The organism is Bacillus tequilensis KCTC 13622, assembly GCF_000507145.1.
Taxonomy (GTDB): Bacteria; Bacillota; Bacilli; order Bacillales; family Bacillaceae; genus Bacillus; species Bacillus tequilensis.
In genome coordinates this window covers 42,932-59,819 of sequence record NZ_AYTO01000017.1, presented here as the reverse complement: position 1 = coordinate 59,819, position 16,888 = coordinate 42,932, and the positions used below count along the sequence as shown (strand labels likewise).

Genomic DNA, 16,888 nt, shown 5'->3' with positions numbered 1-16,888 from the left:
ATGGATCACAGATTAAGTTCGCCGCATCCTGCGACGACATCTGTGTGACCTGCATCGTGCAGGCCCTAGTTTGACTGACTACGCACATCGCTGTGCGATTTGTTTAAAAATGAATTAACAGGTACGTTTTGTCTTGTTTAGTTTTCAAAGATCATAACTGCCGCTTAACGAAGCAGCTTTATTACTATAACATTCAACTTCTTTTAAGTCAATAACTTTTTTCAAAGTATTTAATGAAGCTTTTAGTTGATGTCGGCTGTTTATCAGCGACGAATAATAATATATCACGGATATTATTAAAAGGTCAATAACAAATTTAAGCTGAATTTAAAGAAACTTTTTATCGGTTATATTCAATTGGCCATGCTCATAAGATGTAACACAAGAATGATGGACAAGATAAGGAGGCATCATCAGTGAATCACTTCTATGTGTGGCACATTAAACGGGTGAAACAATTAATTATCATACTTATCGCCGCATTTGCAGCAGCCAGCTTTTTTTATATTCAAAGAGCTGTCCCGCTTCCCGTGTTTTCAACTGACACTGGACCTAAAGCCATTTATAAAGGAGAAACAGATTCAAAAGACATCGCACTTACTTTTGATATCAGCTGGGGTGATGAGAAAGCAGAACCCATTCTTGATACTCTGAGGGCAAATGGCATTAAAAATGCGACATTTTTCCTTTCCGCTTCTTGGGCAGAACGCCATCCTGACACAGTGGCCCGAATCGTAAAGGATGGCCATCAAATCGGGAGCATGGGGTATGCCTATAAAAACTATGCCAATTTAGAGAGCAGCGAAATAAAGAAGGACATGAATCGTGCGCAAACCGCCTTTGAAAAGTTAGGGGTCAAAGACATACAGCTATTAAGACCCCCTACCGGCCAATTCAATAAGAAAGTTCTAAAGGTTGCAAAGCAATACAATTATACAGTCGTTCATTACAGTGTGAACTCTCAAGACTGGACAAATCCAGGAGTTGAAAAAATCATCGACAATGTGACCAAGCAAGTTGCCGGGGGAGACATTATTCTTTTACACGCCTCCGACTCGGCAAAACAAACAGAGGAAGCCTTACCCGATATCATCCATCAGCTGAAAGAAAAAGGATTAAAAAATGTAACCGTAGGAGATCTCATCTCAAATTCAGATGCCAAATCCGCGGAAGTAAAGTAATTACTTCGCTGCAAACTTCGGCAACATCAGCAATTGGAAAGCATTGCACGCCATTAACGGAAAAAGCATTAAATAAAGCCAGTCCTCATCATTTACTCTTAGCGCAGGGAACCATTCTAATGCGGTAATCACAACCATCAAAAACAACGATGACATAAACGTTTTCTTAGAGGACTGCTTTTGCTTTATATAAGCTGTGATCACACCAAAGATCAGTAAAAACACCGGTAACCACGCATAACCCGCCATCGATTCTCCGCTCTCTCCAAAAAATAAAAAACGAACGTACATGAGATCAAAAGCAACAAACAGTACGAAAAACAACTGAAGCAAATTCCATAGAGATGAGGACCTTAATATCTCAAGCGCAAACCGGTGAACTGTTAGAAATACGAAAAAACCCATTTGGCTGATCACACTGAAAATCATGCCCACGCCTATAAACCAAAATAAAACAGAGAAAATCTGTCCCGCTTCAAAAGTAAGAAACAGCCCCTTGTATTCTCCCCATTTTAAAGCAAAACCAACCATACTCGTGATAAGCGCTCCAACAGCTAAAATAGAAAAGAAAAAACGAACTAAACCACGGCTTTTCATTTCTTTATTCAACCCCTCAAAAATCGCTGACTGCGATATTTTGTTATGTATAATTCCAAACAGGTGAATCATATTAAAGGTAAGACAAGTATGTGAAAGGAGCTTAAGTATGTCAAAAGCCAAAACGCTATTGATGAGCTGTTTTTTGTTATTATCTGTAACAGCTTGTGCTCCAAAAGACCAAGCAGCGGATATGGACTATGATCAGACCAAAAAAATGGTCGTTGATATATTAAAAACTGATGATGGAAAAAAAGCCATTAAGGAATTATTAAACGATGATGCGATGAATGAAGCGTTGGTGATTGACCAAGATGCGATTAAGGGAACGATAGAAAAAACACTTACCTCTAAAAAAGGTGAAGAGTTTTGGAAAAACATCTTTGAAGACACTGGTTTTGCCGAAGGATTTGCTAAAACTCTTCAGACAGAACATGAAAAAGTGATAAAAAAATTAATGAAGGATCCGGATTACCAGAAGATGCTGATGGGTGTTATGCAAGATCCGGGTATGAATAAAAAGTACAACGAACTCGCAAAAAGCCAAGAATTCCGAAGTTATTTAGAAGAGGTTATTAACGAAACACTTTCTAGTCCGCTTTACAAAAAACAGTTCGAAGATGAGCTGAAAAAAGCAGCAAAAGACACTGCCAAAGAAAGCGAATAAGGAAAGCCGGGATATAGTATCCCGGTTCGCCTTATTTATACTTGCACTGACATTTTTGCAACTATTTCTTTTGCAATGTCCTGATATATTTCTCCGATGGGGTGATTTTCGTCATAAACAGACGGAGCAAATTGATCCTTATCCCAATCAGGCTGTTTCAGCGGGATTCTGCCGAGCAAAGGCACATTTAGTTCCTCAGCTAGTTTATCTCCGCCGCCTTTTCCAAAGACATATTCTCTTTCCCCTGTCTTTGCGCTTTCATAATAAGCCATGTTCTCTATGACACCAACCACCTCATGATCGGTTTTAATCGCCATAGAGCCCGCTCTGGCCGCGACAAAAGCAGCCGTTGGATGCGGTGTTGATACGATGACTTCTTTGCAGCTTGGAAGCATTGTATGTACGTCGAGAGCAACGTCTCCTGTTCCAGGCGGAAGATCAAGAACGATATAGTCTACTTCTCCCCACTCTACTTCGTGGAAAAAGTTATTCAGCATTTTGCCAAGCATCGGCCCTCTCCATACGACCGGTGCATTTTCTTCTACGAAAAAGCCCATGGACATCACCTTTACCCCGAAGCGTTCAACAGGAAGCAGTTTCTCTCCTTCAATCGTTGGACGCACAGTGATACCCATCATATCCGGAACGCTGAAGCCATAAATATCCGCATCAATTAAACCGACCTTTTTCCCAAGACGAGCCAGAGAAATAGCAAGGTTTACTGACACAGTTGATTTGCCCACACCGCCTTTTCCGCTTGCTACAGCAAGAAAGACTGGCGGGTTATCCATATTTAACAATGTTTTTTTCTCAGCTGACGGCGCCCGGAATTTAGCAACCGTTTCTTCAGGCAGCTCTTCAAATCGAAGGCCGACCGTCTCAGCCCCTGCCCCTTTTAAGACGTTTACGATCTGTTGCTGAATCTGCATTTGTTCTGCAGTACCGGTTTTTGCAAGAGCGACTTTTACACTGACATGCCGTTTTTCAGGCTTTATTTTAATTTCCTTAACGGCATCCAATTCTCCCAGAGGTCTTTGAAGAAAAGGTTCGCGCATTTCACCAACTAGTTTTCTTACTTCATCTTCTCTCATCATCGAACCTCACCCTTTTGTGTATTCGTTTACAATCAATATTATATCATACATAAATGGCGGGTGTCTTATGCTTCGAACCGTAAGAAAACCCTCCTTTACTCCGGAGGGTCTCCTTTTTCTGTGAAGTATCGCAAAACGCCGTTATATATGGAAGATGCCACCTTGTCCTGGTATTTCGGTTTCCCGAGCAGCTTTGCTTCACTTGGATTAGATAAAAATCCGACTTCTATAAGCGCCCCCGGTTTAGTGACGTTTTGCATTAAGTAGATCCCATGAATCCGTTTTGCTTTCCGGGTTGTGTTTTCCAGATTTCTTCTCAACTCATCCTGAATGTATTTCGCGACTTTCTCATTTTCCGCATATTTTCCGTAATAAAAGCTTTGGGCTCCGCTCCATTTTTGCGACGGAATTGCATTGAGATGAATGCTGATATAGAGTTCCGCTTCTGAGTGGTTTATTAATTTAACTCGCTGTCTTAAATCTTCCGCTTTTCGTCTGCTGTAGCCCTTTGTTCCTTCCGGAGCGAGGTCGGTATCACTTTCTCTGGTCATGATAACAAGTGCTCCTTGTTCCTGCAGATAATCTCTGACTCTAAAAGCGACTTCCAGAGTTACATCCTTCTCTAGCATCTTCCCGCCGACTGCCCCGCCGTCAGGCCCGCCATGACCTGGATCTAAATATATAATTTTCCCGCTCAAGGGCAGGCTCCACGGCTTCCAAGAATCATTATTGCTGAACTGATACTTAAATAGAAATAGTAATACAATGAAGCCTAACAAAAAACCGAGCCATTTCAGCTTTTTCCTCATCCCTTCCCCTCCCGCTTGTCCGTTATTACATAACTATGGGACAGGGCTGGGAAATATGATTACCGCATGCGAAGCTTACACTGTTTTTCTCTTTGGACAACCCCTGCTGTCCACCATTCTTTAATGAACTTGCGTGCTGCTTCATAAACCGTGTTTTTATCAAATGTCGCGTATTGCTCATGTATCCAATTATAGAGATAATCAAAAAATTCCAGACGAAGCTCTTCTTCTTCTCTTGCAGAGCGGGCACTGATGCTCTGCATGGATTCACCGTAATAACCAAATATCCCAAAACGCCCGCCTAACAAATAAGCTTCTATGGCAAAATCAATACAGCCTTCGCTAATAATATCTCTTTCATCATGTAAAAACGGGAATAACGGTTCCAAACAGTCCCTAACAGACTGAATAATTAGTCTCAGAGAGAGTTCTTTGAGCAAGTTCTTTTCTAATTCAAAATCCTTTTGCCGTTTCACATCCATAAAAGATAGTACTTCTGCCATATAAATTCACTCTCCTTATACCGGTTATTTTGAGGTTTGGATGGTGAAACAATGCCCGAAATCGGTTGGAAATTCGTCCAAATGAAGGTGTAAATTGAGAAAATGAAGAGGGTTAGGCAGCTTTCTGCAGGGTGCGGAACAAACGTTCGTTAATGATTATTAAAAAAGCAGCCCCTCTAATAGGCTGCTGCTCTTCATAATTTCACGCTTCTTGTTGCACAATATGTATGGATATATTGGTCCAAAACAAATCCGCCTTTATCTTCATAAAAACCAGTGACGATAAAACCGGCATCTATTTGACCCTTGATTTGGTCTTCTAAGGAATGGCCGAATTCCAGAGCCTCATTATTTTCAATCAGGCGTTTCACTTTATGTTTTGGAAGATCTTCTGAATCGGCATATGGAATGGAGTGTTTTACTTTTAAGATCCCTTGCTGTTCTAATTCTACATCAAACAGAAATACGACAGGATTGACAAAACCTGAGATTAGCGCGCCGTTTCTTTTCAGCACACGATGCGCTTCCTTCCAGACAGGGAGGACATTCTCAATAAAAACATTGGCAACAGGATGTACAATGACATCATAAGATTCATCCTTAAATTGACTGAGATCGTTCATCGTTCCTTTGACAGTATGTATCGTAAGACTATCGCGCTCCGCAACCATTCTATCCTGATCCAGCTGTTTTTCCGAGTTATCTAATACAGTGACATCCGCTCCTGCGGCTGCCAAAACAGGGCCTTGCTGGCCGCCGCCTGATGCCAAACAGAGCACCTTCAGCCCTTTGACAGGAGGAAACCAATCCTTTGGAACATTTTTCATTGGTGTTACCCTTAAATCCCAATTGCCTGCTTTCGCTTGTTCAATGACATGCTGCTCAACAGCAGCAGTCCATTCATTGCCTGTTTCTACTTTTCGATCCCAGGCTTTGCTATTATGGTCTACTAACGCATTCATGAATCTTCTCCTTACTTTAGTGTATAGAGTATAACAAATATTTCTAGATTGATACCGCTTTCCCTTTGCATATTTAGAAAAAAGTTCATAAAAAAGCAAAAAAATCACAAAGGTGATAAGTGATTTACGCCAGCTTACAGTTATTCGTCATATGTGTCACGAGCAAAGCGTTAGTTTTTCTCCGGACTATGATATAGATGAAGAATCTGCAGGGAGATTTAACAGATGGAGATCAGGGGTTAGAGTGAGCTGGACTGACGACATAACCATTAAAGCTTTAACCAGATTGCCAATTAGATGAACTGGTAATCAATGAAAGCTATCATGATTATTACAGCGGGATGGTTTATAAGCAAGCATTTTGCTTAGTTCTTTCAAGCGTGCGCACAGGTGCCAAGATATTTAACAAAACAAAAAAGCTCCCAACACAAGGTCGGGAGCTTTGAAAACGTAAAATTAACGTTTTGAGAACTGAGGTGCACGACGAGCGCCTTTAAGACCGTATTTTTTACGTTCTTTCATACGAGCGTCACGAGTCAGAAGACCAGCACGTTTAAGTGTCGCACGGTATTCTGGATCTGCTTCAAGCAAAGCACGAGCGATACCATGACGGATTGCTCCAGCTTGACCAGATAAGCCGCCTCCATGTACGTTTACTAAAACATCATAAGTACCAGCTGTTTCAGTTAAAGTTAATGGTTGTTTGATATCTTCGATTAGAGCTGGAGATGGAATGTGCTCGCTGATTTCACGATTATTAACGACGATACGACCTTCTCCTGGAACTAAGCGCACACGCGCTACAGAACTTTTACGACGGCCAGTACCGTAATATTGAACCTGTGCCAAATTGGTAACCTCCTTTTTAATTAACCGCGAAGTTCGTAAACTTCAGGTTTTTGTGCTTCATGTGGATGCTCAGAACCACGGTATACGTTCAATTTTTTGAACATTTGACGACCTAGAGAACCTTTTGGAAGCATGCCTTTGATAGCAAGCTCAAGCATTTTCTCAGGGTAGTTTGTACGCATTTCAAGAGCAGTTCTTGATTTTAATCCGCCTGGATGTTGAGTGTGACGGTAGTAGATTTTGTCAGTTAACTTTTTACCAGTTAACTCGATTTTTTCAGCGTTGATGATGATCACATGATCTCCAGTATCAACGTGTGGTGTGTAAGTCGGTTTGTGTTTTCCGCGAAGGATAGATGCAACTTCTGTAGAAAGACGTCCTAGAGTCTTGCCAGCAGCATCAACAACTAACCACTTGCGTTCAATAGTACTTGCGTTAGCCATAGGTGTTGTACGCATTGAATTTCCCTCCTAAATGATCTGTCATTTTCAATAAACTTCGATTACGTTCTATTTCACAACACAATAAGTTCCGGGGCTTATCGTGGGGTTGAAATACATACCATATGATATCTTATAACTTTATGCAGACTCTGTCAAGAAAATATTATACACCTGGTTTAGTTGTCATAGTAAACGTTCCATAAATATAGCCCGTGCCCCGGTGCTGTGCGCCCTGCTGCTTCGCGATCCTTCGCTTCAAGCATGGATTTCACATCATCGGGAGAAATTTTTCCAGTACCTGCATCAAGCAAAGTACCCGCAATAATTCTGACCATATTATATAAGAAACCGCTGCCTATGATCCGCATTTGCAGGCCATCATCTGTCTCAGTCCAATCAAGTTCGTAAATCGTTCTTACCTTGTCCTGCACGTCTGTTTTAACCGCGCAAAAGCTCGTAAAATCATGTGTTCCTATAAGATGCTTTGCCGCTTCTCTCATGTTCTGCACATTAAGGTGATATGAAAAATGGTAAGCGTAATGCCGTTTAAATACGTCCGGGTGTTTCTCCGTGTATACAAAGTAGCGATATTCTTTTTTGACCGCGCTAAATCGTGCATGGAACCCATCATCCGCAATTTCTGCCTGTTTAACTGCAATATCGTCCGGAAGCAGTGCATTTAAGGCGTACGGCCACCTCTCCCCCGGGATAGACAGCGGCGTATCAAAATGAATCACCTGTCCGGCTGCGTGAACCCCGCTGTCTGTTCTTCCTGAAGAAACGACCGGAATTCTGTCTTGCGATTTATGCAGGACAGCCAAGGCCTTCTCAAGCTCATTCTGAACCGTTCTTTTGCCCGGCTGAACCTGATAGCCGTAAAACAAATGTCCGTCATAAGAAATCGTGCATTTCAGTCTCATACAGCACCTCTAAGTCCTTAAGAAAAATAACAAAGCAGCCAGAATCATCAAGCTGACAATGACAGAAGTGTCTTTTCCTGTCCATACAAGCTTTCTGTATTTCGTGCGTCCTTCTCCGCCTTGATAGCCTCTTGCCTCCATGGCTACCGCAAGCTCTTCGGCGCGTTTAAATGCACTGACAAAGAGCGGGACAAGAAGCGGGACGATAGCCTTCACTCTGTCTTTGACAGGTCCGCTTGTAAAATCAACGCCTCGCGCCATTTGAGCCTTCATGATCTTATCTGTCTCCTCCATCAAGGTCGGAATAAACCGCAGAGAAATTGACATCATAAGAGCCAGCTCGTGAACAGGAAGCTTTAATTTTTTCAATGGATTCAGCAGCTGTTCCATTCCATCGGTAATCTCAATCGGTGTTGTTGTCAGCGTCAGTAAGGTTGTGATGAAAATCAGATAGACAAACCTAAGAGAAATGAATATCCCTTGAACCAAACCGCCTTCATAGACTTTGAAAAAACCTATTTGAAGGATAACCGGTCCTTCATGTGTCATGAGAATGTGAAGAAGGAACGTAAAAAGGACAATCCAGATGATTGGCTTCAGCCCTTTCATTAAAAAAGAGAAAGGTACTCTTGTTAAAGAAATGACGCCAACTGTAAATAATCCAAGCAGCGCATATGTCTGCACATTATTGGCTAGGAATACGATGCAGACAAATAAAAAGATCGTGATGAGTTTTGTTCTGGGATCAAGCCGGTGGACAAGTGAAGAGCCCGGTACATACTTGCCGATAATCATGCTGTCCATCATAGGCGTTTCTCCTCCTGAAAAAGAGCACGTATTTCAGCTGCAGCATCCTCAATTGTAAGCATAGGCTCTTTAAATCTGACACCAAGTGCAGCTTCCAGCTGTCTTTGGAATTTTATCGTTTCCGGGAGATCCAGCCCCCAGCCAGCCATCTCTTCACCTTGTAAAAATAAATCACGCGGACTGCCTGATGCTTGAATCGTTCCTTTGTGCATGACTATCATTTCATCAGCGTATGCAGCTGCATCCTCCATGCTGTGTGTCACAAGCATTGTCGTCAGGTTCCCACGTTGATGAAGCTCATAAAACATGTCCATAATCTCTTTTCGCCCTCTTGGGTCCAACCCTGCAGTCGGTTCATCCAGAACCAGCACTTCAGGATCCATTGCAAGGACACCGGCAATTGCCACTCTGCGCATTTGCCCCCCGCTTAATTCAAAAGGGGATCTGTCCAGAAGCTCTTCTGATAAACCTACAAGCTTCAGCATCTCCCTCGCTTTTTGTTCAGCATCCTCTTTTTTGACCCCAAAGTTCATCGGTCCGAACGATATATCTTTGAGAACTGTTTCTTCGAATAATTGATGCTCAGGAAATTGGAAAACGATTCCGACTTTTTTACGAAGGGCTTTCAGCTCTTTATTCTTTTTCCCGGCCTGAATAACAGTATTGCCTAGTGATATCTGTCCCTTCGTCGGCTTTAAGAGACCATTCAGGTGCTGAAGAAGAGTGGATTTGCCAGAGCCCGTATGTCCGATTACGGCTACGTAGCTGCCTTCTTTAATCGATGCATTGATATCATACAGTGCAAGGCGCTCAAACGGCGTCTTCATCTGATAACGATGCTCTACATCTTTGATTGTAATGTCCATAGCTCTTTCACCAGCCCTTCCTGAGTCAAATGATTTTCTTCCAAAGCCAGTCCATTTTCTCTTAAGAGCTGGCTAAGCTGGAATGAGAAGGGTAAATCAAGCCCAATTCGAACAAGTTCCTTATTCAATTTAAATATTTCTTCAGGCAGCCCTTCGGCATATTTTTTCCCGCCATTCATGACAATGATCCTGTCTGCTTTTGCTGCCTCATTCAGATCATGTGTAATAGAAATGACAGTCGCCATGCCCTGCTCCTTTAAATGCCTTACCGTTTCAAGCACTTCTTCTCGCCCGATCGGGTCAAGCATGGATGTTGCTTCATCTAAGATAATAATATCAGGACGCGCGGCAATTACACCCGCTATCGCCACTCTCTGCTTTTGGCCTCCGGAGAGATGGTGCGGCTCTTGATCGAGAAAATCTTGCATATTCACCTGTTTTACTGCCCAGTCTACTCTCTCAATCATTTCTTCCCGCGGTACACCATTGTTTTCTAAACCAAAAGCCACATCATCGCGAACTGTTGTTCCGACAAATTGGTTATCCGGATTTTGAAAGACCATACCGATCTTCTTACGCACTTCCCAAACCGAGTCCTCTGTTAATTGAATCCCGGCAACCTCAATGTCGCCTGATTCAGGAAGAATTAAACCATTCAATGCCCGGGCCAGTGTTGATTTCCCTGAACCGTTATGACCTACAATTGCAAGCCATTCACCCTCATACACCTGCAGGGAGACGCCGTCTAGTGCTCGTCTTTCTGCGTCTTTCCGATACCGAAATACGATATCCTCTACCGATATCAACTGATTTTGATTCATGGAAAACCGGCCTCCTCTCAGCTAATGCTCTGCTTTTCTCTCTATATAAAAAAATTGCAGTATCTAAAAAAAGGGCATAGATCCAGTTAGAAACTGTCCCGCCCTTCTTTAGACACACAAAAATATGTGATTAAACCAATTCGATAATTGCCATTGGTGCTCCGTCACCACGGCGAGGACCAAGCTTCATAATACGTGTGTATCCACCTTGGCGCTCCTCGTAACGAGTTGCAATGTCAGAGAATAATTTTTGAAGTGCATCTTGGTTATTTTCTTCGTTTGCAACCTCGTTGCGGATGTATGCAGCAGCTTGACGGCGAGCGTGAAGATCACCGCGTTTGCCAAGCGTGATCATTTTTTCAACTACAGAGCGAAGTTCTTTCGCACGTGTTTCAGTTGTTTCGATTCTTTCGTTGATGATCAAATCAGTTGTAAGATCACGAAGCATAGCTTTACGCTGTGCACTCGTACGTCCTAGTTTTCTGTATGACATGTGATGTCCCCTCCTTTATTGGAATGCTGTTTCTGTTTCTGATTAATAAACACACGAAAATCCTAGTTCACAAGCGAAACTAGTCAATCGTCTTTGCGAAGGCCGAGTCCAAGTTCTTCTAGTTTCGCTTTCACTTCTTCAAGTGATTTGCGTCCTAGATTACGAACTTTCATCATATCTTCTTCCGTCTTGTTCGCAAGCTCTTGAACCGTGTTAATACCCGCACGCTTTAAACAGTTGTAAGAGCGAACAGAAAGATCCAATTCTTCAATTGTCATTTCAAGAACTTTCTCTTTTTGATCTTCTTCTTTTTCAACCATGATTTCAGCATGCTGAGCTTCGTCAGTTAAACCAACGAATATATTAAGGTGTTCAGTTAAAATCTTTGAACCAAGCGCAATTGCTTCTTTCGGTCCAGTGCTTCCATCAGTCCAAACATCAAGTGTAAGTTTGTCATAGTTTGCAACTTGGCCTACACGAGTGTTCTCTACCTGATAAGATACACGAGAAACTGGCGTATAGATAGAATCGATCGGAATCACGCCGATTGGCTGATCGTCTCTCTTGTTTGCGTCAGCAGGCGCATACCCACGTCCTCTTTGAGCAGTAAGGCGAACTCGAAAACTCGCATTCTCACCAAGAGTTGCGATATGAAGATCAGGATTTAAGATCTCTACATCACTATCGTGTGTAATATCAGCTGCCGTTACAGTTCCTTCACCCTGTACATCAATTTCTAGCGTCTTCTCTTCATCAGAGTAGATTTTCAATGCAAGCTTTTTAATGTGTAAGATAATCGTTGTAACATCTTCCACAACGCCTTCAATTGTCGAGAATTCGTGCAGTACACCATCTATCTGGATTGATGTTACAGCGGCACCAGGGAGAGAGGATAAGAGGATACGACGTAAGGAGTTACCCAGAGTTGTACCATATCCACGCTCAAGTGGCTCTACGACAAACTTACCAAATTTGGCATCGTCGCTGATTTCAACCGTTTCGATTTTTGGTTTTTCAATCTCGATCATTACTTAAAACCCTCCTTCAAAACGTCGAAACCTCGAATAGAATCATATGAGATTCCATCCGAAATTCCCCATTGTTTAGTCCCGTATGTGCTCAGGCAACGAGTCGGTGCATTCGTTTCATAAATAACTGTATCATAACCCATTATTGACAGGGACACAAAATCTATACAAACAAATTACACGCGGCGACGTTTTGGTGGACGGCATCCGTTATGAGGAACAGGAGTTACGTCTCTGATAGCAGTGACTTCTAGTCCAGCAGCTTGAAGTGCACGGATTGCAGCTTCACGGCCTGAACCAGGTCCTTTAACAGTAACCTCTAGAGTTTTAAGACCATGTTCGATTGAACCTTTAGCAGCTGTTTCAGCAGCCATTTGTGCAGCAAAAGGAGTAGATTTACGAGAACCTCTGAATCCTAAAGCTCCGGCACTAGACCAAGAAATAGCATTACCATGAGTGTCAGTGATCGTAACGATCGTGTTATTGAAAGTTGAACGAATATGAGCAATTCCAGACTCAATATTCTTTTTCACGCGACGTTTACGCGTGTTAGATTTACGAGCAGCAGCCATTGTTAAGAACCTCCCTTACTTATTTTTTCTTGTTAGCTACAGTACGACGCGGACCTTTACGAGTACGCGCATTGTTTTTAGAGTTTTGTCCGCGAACAGGTAATCCTCTGCGATGACGGATTCCGCGGTAGCTTCCGATTTCGATCAGACGTTTGATATTAAGAGAAACTTCACGGCGAAGGTCACCTTCTACTTTCAGTTTGTCAATAATATCACGGATTTTACCAAGTTCTTCTTCAGTAAGATCGCGCACACGAGTATCTTCAGAAACTCCAGCTTCTTTTAAAACTTGCTGAGCCGTTGTGCGGCCAATTCCGAAGATGTATGTTAAAGAAATAACAACACGTTTGTCACGTGGGATATCTACACCAGCAATACGAGCCATTCTCTGGGCACCTCCTTATAAATTATCCTTGTTTTTGTTTATGCTTTGGATTTTCACAGATCACCATTACTTTTCCTTTTCTGCGAATAACTTTACATTTTTCGCAGATTGGTTTAACTGATGGTCTCACTTTCATGTGTTTCCAACCTCCTTCAGTTTCCGGAGTGCTTTATTTGTAACGGTACGTAATTCTGCCACGAGTTAAGTCATATGGAGATAATTCTACCGTAACTTTGTCTCCAGGTAAAATGCGAATGAAGTGCATGCGGATTTTACCAGATACATGAGCCAAAACAGTGTGGCCATTTTCAAGTTCAACTTTGAACATCGCGTTTGGCAGTGTTTCGACTATAGTACCTTCCACTTCAATTACATCGTCTTTCGCCATTCAAGTGTTCTCCCTTCTTCAAATCAGTAACTTGCTTTCTGACAAATTTCAAAAGAAGTTTGTCACACGCCCTGTTTCGTTTATACTGTTCTGAACTTCCGGAGATACGCAATCATAAAGGGTTAAATGATTGATATTCTTTTTATTAGGAGAATGTAATGTACGCATTTCTCCGTCTGCAGTTAGTACATTGATGATGGTCAACAATTCCAATGACGGCGGCAAGATGAATTCGGTCCTGCCAATGTTCATCCAAACTTTCTGCCCTATCAAGCCGGAAAACATCTATCCTCGGAATTATTTTCATCACCTAGACTCTCGTCAGTATATCAAAACCCGTTTCCGTAATCGCAATCGTATGTTCAAAATGAGCACACTTTTTCCCATCTACCGTTACAACCGTCCAGTTATCAGCCAATGTTTTCACGTAGCGGCTGCCAGCGTTCACCATAGGTTCAATAGCGAGAACCATGCCAGGTTTGAGCCGTGGTCCTTTGTTGGGCGGACCGTAATGAGGAATTTGCGGGTCCTCATGCAAGTCTTGACCAACACCATGTCCGACATACTCCCTAACAACTGAAAACTGCTCATTTTCGACATACGTTTGTATTGCGTGGGAAATATTCGACAAACGTTCACCTGGTTTTGCTTCCTGCAAGCCTTTATATAAAGACTCCTCTGTCACTTCCAGAAGTTTTTTGTCATCATCACTGATGTTTCCTACTGGATATGTCCATGCAGAGTCACCATGATAACCATTTAATTTAGCACCGATATCAATACTGATGATGTCACCGTCCTTTAGCACCCTGCTGCCAGGTATGCCATGAACGAGTTCTTCATTAACTGATACGCAAATGCTCCCGCGAAACCCATTATACCCCTTAAAAGATGGGATTGCACCCTGCTTCTTAATAAAACGTTCGGCAATTTGATCCAATTCTTTTGTCGAGATTCCTGGTTTAATGTGCTTTTTTAACTCTTCATGAGTTAAAGCCACGATTCGCCCTGCTTCCCGCATGATACCAAGTTCACGTGGGGTTTTACAGATAATCATTATTTTAATCCTCCAAGAAGATCCTTCACATCTGCGTAAACGTCTTGAATGTCCTGTTGGCCATTCACGTTTGCAAGATAACCTTTCTCAGCATAAAAATCGAGTAAAGGCTGAGTTTGCTTCATATTTACCTCAAGGCGTTTAGAGACGGTTTCTTCATTATCATCTGCCCGTTGATAAAGTTCGCCTCCGTCTTTATCACAAACACCCGGTGTTTTCGGCGGATTAAAGACTAAATGATAGGTTGTGCCGCAAACACTGCAAATTCTGCGTCCAGTCAGACGTTCCATTAGAGCGTCTTTGTCGACTTCAATGTTAATGACATAATCAATCGGCTTGCCGTATTCCTCAAGAATTTCTTCAAGAGCTTCGGCTTGAGCGACTGTTCGCGGAAATCCGTCCAGAAGAAAACCTCTTTCACAATCGTCTTTGCCAAGTCTTTCTTTTACAATTCCGATTGTGACTTCGTCAGGCACGAGCTCTCCCTTATCAATATAAGATTTTGCTTCGAGTCCGAGTGGTGTCTCTTCTTTCATAGCAGCACGGAACATATCTCCTGTTGAGATATGAGGAATCCCATAATCCTCAACAATTCGTTCGCCCTGTGTACCTTTGCCGGCACCAGGAAGCCCCATTAAGACTAAGTTCATTCGGATTTCCCCCGTCCTCTCTTTATTAAGAGGGAATGGATAAATCCATTTCCTCTAGTTTTTCATAAATCCACGGTAGTTTCGTTTCACCAACTGGCTTTCTAGTTGTTTCATTGTCTCCAAGGCTACCCCGACAACAATTAACAAAGATGTTCCGCCAATTTGTGCACTTTGAGGCAATCCAGCGAATTGAATGAAAAAGATAGGAAGAATGGAAATCACGGCTAAGAATATAGAACCCACAAACGTAAGTCGATACAAAATGCTCGTAATTCTATCTTGAGTCATTTTCCCTGGACGAACCCCCGGGATATAGCCACCCTGTTTTTTAAGGTTATCTGCCATTTGTTCAGGATTAACCTGCACAAAAGCATAAAAGTACGTAAAGGCAATAATCAACGCAACATATATCGCCATACCCACCGGATGCGTATTATCAAAGTAGTTTTGAATCCACTTTGTCACATCGTTTGTTCCAAAGAATGACGCGATCGTCCGCGGCGTTATCAAAAACGCAACCGCAAAGATTACCGGAATAACCCCCGCAGGATTCACTTTCAATGGAAGGTGTGTAGACTGACCACCGCCAGCAGGTGAACGACCTGTGCCTTTAGCATATTGAATCGCAATTTTTCGCACAGCTTGCTGAATGAAAATAACTCCAACAATAACTGCTAAAATCGCAATCACAAGAAGTGCGACTTTCACAATATGAATAAACAGCTGATCGTTGCTGCCGACAAATTGAGTCTCATATATTTGTCCAACGGTTTTTGGAATACTAGACACAATCCCCGCGAAGATAATGATCGATATTCCATTGCCTACTCCATGAGACGTAATTTGTTCTCCAAGCCACATTAAAAAGGCAGTTCCGCCAGTGAGCACTAAAGCAATGATAAGATATGTCGATACACCGGAGTTCTCAATCAGCATACCGTTTGCCAGATTGTTGAATCCGTATGACATACCTAACGCCTGGATGAAACCAAGCACAATCGTAAAGTACCTTGTGAACTGAGCTAATTTACGGCGGCCAACTTCACCTTGCTTAGACCACTCGGTAAACTTCGGTACAACATCCATCTGAAGCAGCTGAATGATGATTGAAGCCGTGATGTAAGGAGTAATTCCCATTGCGAAAATGGAAAATTGGTAAAGCGCACCGCCGCCAAATGTATTAAGGAGATCAAAAACACCCATTTGAGACTGCGCCTGTAACGCTTTAGCGTTAACGTAAGGCACAGGAATAAACGCACCTATGCGAAAGACGATAAGCATGAGTAAAGTGAATATGATTTTATTCCTGATATCACTCACACGCATAAAGTTGGAGATTGTTTTAAACAAGTTAGATCACCTCAGCTGTACCGCCAGCAGCTTCAACAGCTTCTTTAGCAGAAGCAGAGAATTTATTGGCTTTTACAGTTAATTTTTTCTCTAATTTACCGTTGCCAAGAATCTTTACTCCTGCATTAAGTTTACTAATAACGCCAGTCTCAAGAAGAAGTTCAGGAGTGACTTCCGTTCCTTCTGCAAAACCGTTCAATTTGTCTAGGTTGACTACAGCGTATTCCTTGCGGTTGATGTTAGTGAAACCGCGTTTAGGAAGACGTTGGAATAAAGGCATTTGTCCCCCCTCGAATCCAGGGCGTACACCGCCGCCAGAACGAGCGTTTTGACCTTTGTGACCTTTACCAGCAGTTTTACCGTTGCCAGAACCAATACCACGACCAACGCGATTACGCGTTTTGCGTGAACCTTCTGAAGGTTTTAATTCATGAAGTTTCATTAGG

At 42.4% G+C, this 16,888-nt stretch carries 23 protein-coding genes; 2 read left to right on the top strand and 21 right to left on the bottom strand.

What is annotated here, in order from left to right:
* Window positions 1-416: 416 nt before the first annotated feature.
* A complete protein-coding gene (gene pdaB / locus V756_RS0107185; RefSeq protein WP_024714067.1) occupies window positions 417-1,181 on the top strand; it encodes a polysaccharide deacetylase family sporulation protein PdaB in 765 nt (254 codons plus the stop codon).
* On the opposite strand, the gene kbaA is transcribed toward pdaB, so the two are convergent.
* Complete coding sequence (gene kbaA, locus V756_RS0107180) at window positions 1,182-1,778, bottom strand: KinB-signaling pathway activation protein (RefSeq protein ID WP_024714066.1); 597 nt, start codon at window positions 1,776-1,778, stop codon at window positions 1,182-1,184.
* A 109-nt stretch (window positions 1,779-1,887) separates the two neighbouring features.
* Here kbaA and gerD point away from each other — a divergent pair, with 109 nt between their 5' ends.
* A complete protein-coding gene (gene gerD / locus V756_RS0107175) occupies window positions 1,888-2,445 on the top strand; it encodes a spore germination lipoprotein GerD (RefSeq protein ID WP_024714065.1) in 558 nt (185 codons plus the stop codon).
* Between the two features lie 35 nt (window positions 2,446-2,480).
* On the opposite strand, the gene salA is transcribed toward gerD, so the two are convergent.
* From salA to rplO, 20 genes are all read right to left on the bottom strand, one after another.
* Window positions 2,481-3,539, bottom strand: coding sequence for an iron-sulfur carrier protein/transcriptional regulator SalA (gene salA / locus V756_RS0107170; protein ID WP_024714064.1), 1,059 nt, complete (start codon window positions 3,537-3,539; stop codon window positions 2,481-2,483).
* 95 nt (window positions 3,540-3,634) lie between these two features.
* On the bottom strand, window positions 3,635-4,348 hold the full coding sequence (gene cwlD, locus V756_RS0107165; protein WP_024714063.1) for an N-acetylmuramoyl-L-alanine amidase CwlD: 714 nt from the start codon (window positions 4,346-4,348) through the stop codon (window positions 3,635-3,637).
* Between the two features lie 59 nt (window positions 4,349-4,407).
* The gene (locus tag V756_RS0107160; protein WP_024714062.1) at window positions 4,408-4,851 is read right to left on the bottom strand and encodes a DUF2521 family protein; all 444 of its coding nucleotides are present in this window, start codon (window positions 4,849-4,851) and stop codon (window positions 4,408-4,410) included.
* A gap of 194 nt (window positions 4,852-5,045) precedes the next feature.
* The gene (locus tag V756_RS0107155; protein ID WP_024714061.1) at window positions 5,046-5,813 is read right to left on the bottom strand and encodes a class I SAM-dependent methyltransferase; all 768 of its coding nucleotides are present in this window, start codon (window positions 5,811-5,813) and stop codon (window positions 5,046-5,048) included.
* 456 nt (window positions 5,814-6,269) lie between these two features.
* On the bottom strand, window positions 6,270-6,662 hold the full coding sequence (gene rpsI, locus V756_RS0107150) for a 30S ribosomal protein S9 (RefSeq protein WP_003225846.1): 393 nt from the start codon (window positions 6,660-6,662) through the stop codon (window positions 6,270-6,272).
* A gap of 20 nt (window positions 6,663-6,682) precedes the next feature.
* Window positions 6,683-7,120 (bottom strand): 50S ribosomal protein L13, encoded by a 438-nt coding sequence (gene rplM / locus V756_RS0107145; RefSeq protein ID WP_003225844.1) that lies wholly within the window; start codon window positions 7,118-7,120, stop codon window positions 6,683-6,685.
* Between the two features lie 161 nt (window positions 7,121-7,281).
* Window positions 7,282-8,025, bottom strand: a complete 744-nt coding sequence (gene truA / locus V756_RS0107140) for a tRNA pseudouridine(38-40) synthase TruA (protein ID WP_024714060.1) — start codon at window positions 8,023-8,025, stop codon at window positions 7,282-7,284.
* Between the two features lie 9 nt (window positions 8,026-8,034).
* Window positions 8,035-8,832 carry an energy-coupling factor transporter transmembrane component T family protein gene (locus V756_RS0107135; protein WP_024714059.1) on the bottom strand — a complete coding sequence of 266 codons (798 nt, stop codon included), beginning with the start codon at window positions 8,830-8,832 and terminating at the stop codon, window positions 8,035-8,037.
* A complete protein-coding gene (locus V756_RS0107130) occupies window positions 8,829-9,698 on the bottom strand; it encodes an energy-coupling factor ABC transporter ATP-binding protein (protein ID WP_024714058.1) in 870 nt (289 codons plus the stop codon). Before V756_RS0107130 ends, V756_RS0107135 begins: the two co-directional genes overlap by 4 nt.
* A complete protein-coding gene (locus V756_RS0107125) occupies window positions 9,674-10,519 on the bottom strand; it encodes an energy-coupling factor ABC transporter ATP-binding protein (RefSeq protein WP_024714057.1) in 846 nt (281 codons plus the stop codon). The genes V756_RS0107130 and V756_RS0107125 overlap by 25 nt, the downstream gene beginning before the upstream one ends.
* 130 nt (window positions 10,520-10,649) lie before the next feature.
* The gene (rplQ, locus tag V756_RS0107120; protein WP_003225836.1) at window positions 10,650-11,012 is read right to left on the bottom strand and encodes a 50S ribosomal protein L17; all 363 of its coding nucleotides are present in this window, start codon (window positions 11,010-11,012) and stop codon (window positions 10,650-10,652) included.
* A gap of 83 nt (window positions 11,013-11,095) precedes the next feature.
* A complete protein-coding gene (locus V756_RS0107115; RefSeq protein WP_024714056.1) occupies window positions 11,096-12,040 on the bottom strand; it encodes a DNA-directed RNA polymerase subunit alpha in 945 nt (314 codons plus the stop codon).
* 176 nt (window positions 12,041-12,216) lie between these two features.
* Window positions 12,217-12,612, bottom strand: a complete 396-nt coding sequence (gene rpsK, locus V756_RS0107110; RefSeq protein WP_009966385.1) for a 30S ribosomal protein S11 — start codon at window positions 12,610-12,612, stop codon at window positions 12,217-12,219.
* A gap of 19 nt (window positions 12,613-12,631) precedes the next feature.
* Window positions 12,632-12,997, bottom strand: coding sequence for a 30S ribosomal protein S13 (gene rpsM, locus V756_RS0107105; protein WP_003235095.1), 366 nt, complete (start codon window positions 12,995-12,997; stop codon window positions 12,632-12,634).
* 22 nt (window positions 12,998-13,019) lie between these two features.
* Window positions 13,020-13,133, bottom strand: coding sequence for a 50S ribosomal protein L36 (gene rpmJ / locus V756_RS0107100; RefSeq protein WP_003156543.1), 114 nt, complete (start codon window positions 13,131-13,133; stop codon window positions 13,020-13,022).
* A 33-nt stretch (window positions 13,134-13,166) separates the two neighbouring features.
* Window positions 13,167-13,385, bottom strand: coding sequence for a translation initiation factor IF-1 (infA, locus tag V756_RS0107095; protein ID WP_003156508.1), 219 nt, complete (start codon window positions 13,383-13,385; stop codon window positions 13,167-13,169).
* 310 nt (window positions 13,386-13,695) lie between these two features.
* Window positions 13,696-14,442, bottom strand: coding sequence for a type I methionyl aminopeptidase (map, locus tag V756_RS0107090; protein ID WP_003225828.1), 747 nt, complete (start codon window positions 14,440-14,442; stop codon window positions 13,696-13,698).
* Complete coding sequence (locus V756_RS0107085) at window positions 14,442-15,092, bottom strand: adenylate kinase (protein ID WP_024714055.1); 651 nt, start codon at window positions 15,090-15,092, stop codon at window positions 14,442-14,444. The genes map and V756_RS0107085 overlap by 1 nt, the downstream gene beginning before the upstream one ends.
* Window positions 15,093-15,146: 54 nt before the next feature.
* Window positions 15,147-16,442 carry a preprotein translocase subunit SecY gene (gene secY / locus V756_RS0107080; protein ID WP_024714054.1) on the bottom strand — a complete coding sequence of 432 codons (1,296 nt, stop codon included), beginning with the start codon at window positions 16,440-16,442 and terminating at the stop codon, window positions 15,147-15,149.
* Between the two features lies 1 nt (window position 16,443).
* Window positions 16,444-16,884, bottom strand: coding sequence for a 50S ribosomal protein L15 (gene rplO / locus V756_RS0107075; protein WP_003225819.1), 441 nt, complete (start codon window positions 16,882-16,884; stop codon window positions 16,444-16,446).
* Window positions 16,885-16,888 lie beyond the last annotated feature (4 nt).